Below are 4,396 nucleotides of genomic sequence, written 5' to 3' on the forward strand. Positions count from 1 at the left end.
TGACCAGGACCGACAAATGCCCGAAACCGGAACTGATACTCGATTGATTGCTGGTATGCCTTAACTGAGAAGGCTTTTTGATACTCCCCTTGGTCAAAGTAGAGCTGTCGCAATTCTTTGAGAATCTTAGTATATAGATAGGGATTAACGTTAGGATTGGTGTGGTATTTGGCTTGCTCTAGATGCCAAATCCCGTAGTCGGGTTCACCGAGATGCTTGTAGGCTCTAGCTAAGGATAAGCGATACCAACCTTGATGCAGTTCCCATGCCCAGTCCAACTGCTGCAGAGTCAGGTCACTAGCGAGTTGAGAATAACACTGCGCATTGGTAAGAATGTCCAGTGCTTTAGTGGACAATTTCTTGACCCGAGGCCATTGGGAGCGAGCAATGGCGACTTGTGCCGCTAGAAAGCCGTAATCATGGGCAAGCCAGAGCGGGTTGGGATATTTTTGATGGAGGGCTAAGGCTTTTTTAGCTAACTGATATAACTCATGCCATAGCCCTAGTCTTTGTAGAATTTCCCCCAAGGGATTGATAAACTTAGCCACTAAGTCTTGACGCTTGGCTCTCTCAAACCAATAATGCGATCGCACAAAATAGTCCCTAGCCCTTAGGCAATGTTGCTTATCTTGATTCCGGTCAAGATCTGCATAGGTACGGTACCATTGCCCCATATGGAAAAGAACACATCCGTATCTGATGAGATGTTCGGGGTCGGAAGAAGCGTAAACTCCCAGGAGATCTTCCCATAGCTTTAAACTTCGTTGATAATGCTGTTGGGACTGCTTGAAACCATGGGGAATTCCTCGACCTAGGATAAATTCCACACTGGCTTCTAAATCTGGCGCTAATCGTACCTGCCGATGTTGCAAATCTTGCCAAGCTTGGCGTAAGTCAGCCAGCTGCTGGTTACTGATATTCTGTCCATGGTGAAGACCCCCAGCGGCTCCAGCGGCTAAGACTTGAGCAAACCCAAGATCAGTAACCTGTTTGATAAATTTAATTACTTTAGCGGTAGAGATTTGAAAGTCCAGGGTTGAACCGGTTCCCCAACTGGCCAAATCCCTGGCGGAGCGCAGGAATTGGGAATAGACTCGATCATCTACCCAAAATAAAACCGGGACATGGAACTGTTTGCGAAACTCTTCCCGGACTCGATTCGCTAATCTCAGCAGTTGCTCAAGGTCTCTCACCACCTCAAAGCCATACACCATAATCCCTTGGGGCGGTTGTTGTCCCAGTTGGGATTGAATCTTGCTGTATATAGTCCTGTAGAGCTGGGTCACCTCCGGAGTTAGCTCAATCGGGAAAATCTCTACCGCACACACCTCTGCTAGCTGTTTTATCAACTGGTCTCGCCACTGGGTATAATTACAATGGGCGAAGATTAAGGAAAATTCCTTTTCACTGGCTCCCATTTCCATTGCCCAAGCCAGCTGCTTCAATAGCTGTTGATGATCAGCGTGTTGGTGATGATCCTGTGGCTGACTATTAGTCATGGAGTTATGGCAATTGGTGTCATGGTGTTTCCAAATTCAACGAACCAATAATTGCTAATATCAATCTCAAAGCGCATTCTTGCTAACCCAATTGCCGATTCCCGATTCCCGATTCCCGATTCCCGATTCCCGATTCCCGATTCCCGATTCCCGATTCCCGATTCCCGATTCCCTGTTCCCTGTTCCCTGTTCCCTCCGCTACAACTTGCCCGTTTCTACCAAAATCGGATTAACTGTAAACCAAGACCCTTGAGCGTCATAGTATTCATACACAAATAGACTACGCACCAGTACTCGATAATGGTCATCACCACTTACTTCTTGGCTGTGATGCACCTGACGCAATAATTTCCACTCCTCTTCATCAATCGCTAATCGGATTTTATTGCAGCGACTACGAATAACCTGCTCTAACCCTGCCCGGGATAGGGGTAACTTGCTCTCCAGCATAATCCAATCCCGAAGCATTGCCAGTAACTCCCGCACATGACCACCACTGATAGAACAGAGTTTGTCCAGGGTTTCCGGTGCATCAAACACTTGCGGAATCCCCTGCAACCGTTGCGCTGGTGCTAGCTTAGGGAAAGCTCTAGCCATTACCATCGCTCTGAGCCTTGCCATTCCTTGCTCACACTCCTTACCATTCCGTTGCGTCACTGGCACCATGGGCAACACCTTCGGCTCAACCCCGAAACGATTGGTAAGCCGAACAATATCATTACAGAATCGTAGCCCTAGGGGCATGGTATAAATCACATGACAGTTGAGTTGGCGCAACTGTTCTCCCCGGTCTACAAACAAATATTCCGGTTGTGGTCTCCCCCAAGACTTGGGCACAATTTCCACCCGGTCAAGGTTATCGACGATTACCACTAGTCCCCGTTTTCCCTGGTGTTGGAGTTGAGCGATCGCAGGTTCAATCAACTCGGTATTAATCACATCAATAATAGTTTTGGTACGAGGTTCAATATAATCCCGCAACCGATTACGCAAGGTTGGGCTATTTTTAGCTTTCGTGGTAATCTTGGCAATTCCTGCCGATAGGGAATACTCTCCCTGTTTTTCCTTGACCCCAAACTCACCAACCTTGGGAATCTTAACCTCAATCCCAGTCACATCGGAACCCAACAATGTGTTAATTTCCTGTAGGAAAGCTTTAAAGCCTTTTAGTTGTAAGTTAACCTGGCTAGCTTCCAAACTTTCACTGACCTGGCGAGCAATCACTAATAAGATATCCCCCACATCCACATCGTTCATCTCCAAATCCTGATCCGACTCGAAGTAAACCACATGAAAGTTTTCTGCTAGCAACTCAGCCTTGAGTCGAGATAATTCCGTAGATTTCCCACAACCAATATGTCCCGTAAATAATTGACAGGTGGGCTGGTCTTCCGAGAATAGAGTAATTTGAGTTTTCAGTTGCTCAATCAGTGCTCCCCCCCGGACAGAAGAAAAATCGATATAGAGCTTCTGGTCTTCTGCCTGGGTGAGATCAAGGGTTTTGCTTGGGTTAGTGGCTTTGTAAAACTCGGTGAAATTCAGAGTCATCCAGTGTGGGGTGTGGGGTGTCAGATCATCAAGGGTTCAAGACTGTTTATGTATCATAACTAATGCTGCGAGTTTTAATTACTTTTTGGGTATAATAGGCTATTTTTGTCTATAGTAATCCATGGCATTAAGGGTAGGCTAGCTTAGGCAAATGCGATCGCATTTGCCTGTGAGCCTGGTAATTGAGCCTCTGACCCTAATCAGCCAAGGTGATATAGCGCTACGCGCAAGGGCAAAAGGCAAAAGGCAAGAGGCAAAAGTTCACTAAAAAAGCTTTTCAGCTTCTATCAATGTCCTAACTTTAATGCGTGGTGCTATAGTATTTGCTCATCGCTACGCGAAAAAACTACCCTTCACCTAACCCCAAAGGCGAAAAACATTTTAGAATTTGTAATTCTAAATTCTAAATTCTAAATTCTTAATTCTGCATTCTAAATTCTTCATTCTACATTCTTAATTCTGCATTCTTCATTCTTCCACCAAGCAATCACAAAACGCCTTCAGTTCTGGATTGACAGAACTATTGGTGAAATAACTACCTAGCCAAGCACAACCCCTAGCTAAGAGTCCATCCAAGGTGGACAGCCGCCATAGCTTAACGGTATTCCCGTCTACAGTAGCCAGTTGCGTCCCATCTGGGTTGAAAACCAGGCGAGTCCCCTCGAATTGGGCAATTTGCCGACCCCTTAAATCCCACAGGCGCACGGTACGGTCATTTCCAGCGCTAGCCAGCAATTGACCATCCTGGCTAAATTCCAGCTGGTCAACTTTACCCTGATGCCCCTGAAATTCTTGGAATTGCCCAGTGTTGAGATCCCACAACCTCACAATTCCGTATTCTCCAGCGCTAGCGAGCAGCTGACCATCCTGGCTAAATTGCACCTGGTTAACCTTACCCTGATGCCCATGAAATTCTTGGAATTCCCCAGTGTTGAGATCCCACAACCTCACGATTCCGTATTCTCCAGCGCTAGCGAGCAGTTGACTATCCCGACTAAATTGCACCTGGTCAATCGAACCCTGATGCCCCTTCAAGGTTTGGAATTCCCCAGTGTTTAGATTCCACAATCTCACGATTCTGTCCTCTCCAGCGCTAGCGAGCAGCTGACCATCCTGGCTAAATTCCAGCTGCCTCACCCAACCCCGATGCCCCTTCAAAGGTTGGGATTGCCTAGTGTTGAGATACCACAACCTCACAATTCCGTCCTCTCCAGCGCTAGCGAGCAGCTGACCATCCCGGCTAAATTCCAGCTGCTCAACCCAACCGTAATGTCCCTTCAATTCCTGGGATTGCCCAGTGTTGACATCCGACAACCTCACGATTCCGTCAATTCCAGCACTAGCGAGCA

At 47.0% G+C, this 4,396-nt stretch carries 3 protein-coding genes and 1 pseudogene; 1 reads left to right on the forward strand and 3 read right to left on the reverse strand.

All coding sequences use genetic code 11. The features are described from left to right. Positions 1-1,499, reverse strand: a pseudogene (locus F6K52_RS32905) (hypothetical protein); the annotation flags it as partial. Between the two features lie 79 nt (positions 1,500-1,578). Between F6K52_RS32905 and F6K52_RS32910 the strand changes: the two are divergent. After that, entirely contained in the window at positions 1,579-1,752 is a 174-nt protein-coding gene (locus F6K52_RS32910; protein WP_293088786.1) for a hypothetical protein, read from the forward strand. Here the strand turns inward: F6K52_RS32910 and F6K52_RS32915 are convergent. Beyond that, positions 1,698-3,047 carry an ATP-binding protein gene (locus tag F6K52_RS32915; RefSeq protein ID WP_293088788.1) on the reverse strand — a complete coding sequence of 450 codons (1,350 nt, stop codon included), beginning with the start codon at positions 3,045-3,047 and terminating at the stop codon, positions 1,698-1,700. The genes F6K52_RS32910 and F6K52_RS32915 overlap by 55 nt on opposite strands. A 468-nt stretch (positions 3,048-3,515) precedes the next feature. Then, on the reverse strand, positions 3,516-4,396 hold an 881-nt coding region (locus F6K52_RS32920; RefSeq protein ID WP_293088790.1), incomplete at its 5' end, for a WD40 repeat domain-containing protein.

Source organism: Moorena sp. SIO3H5 (assembly GCF_010692395.1).
Classification (GTDB): Bacteria; Cyanobacteriota; Cyanobacteriia; order Cyanobacteriales; family Coleofasciculaceae; genus Moorena.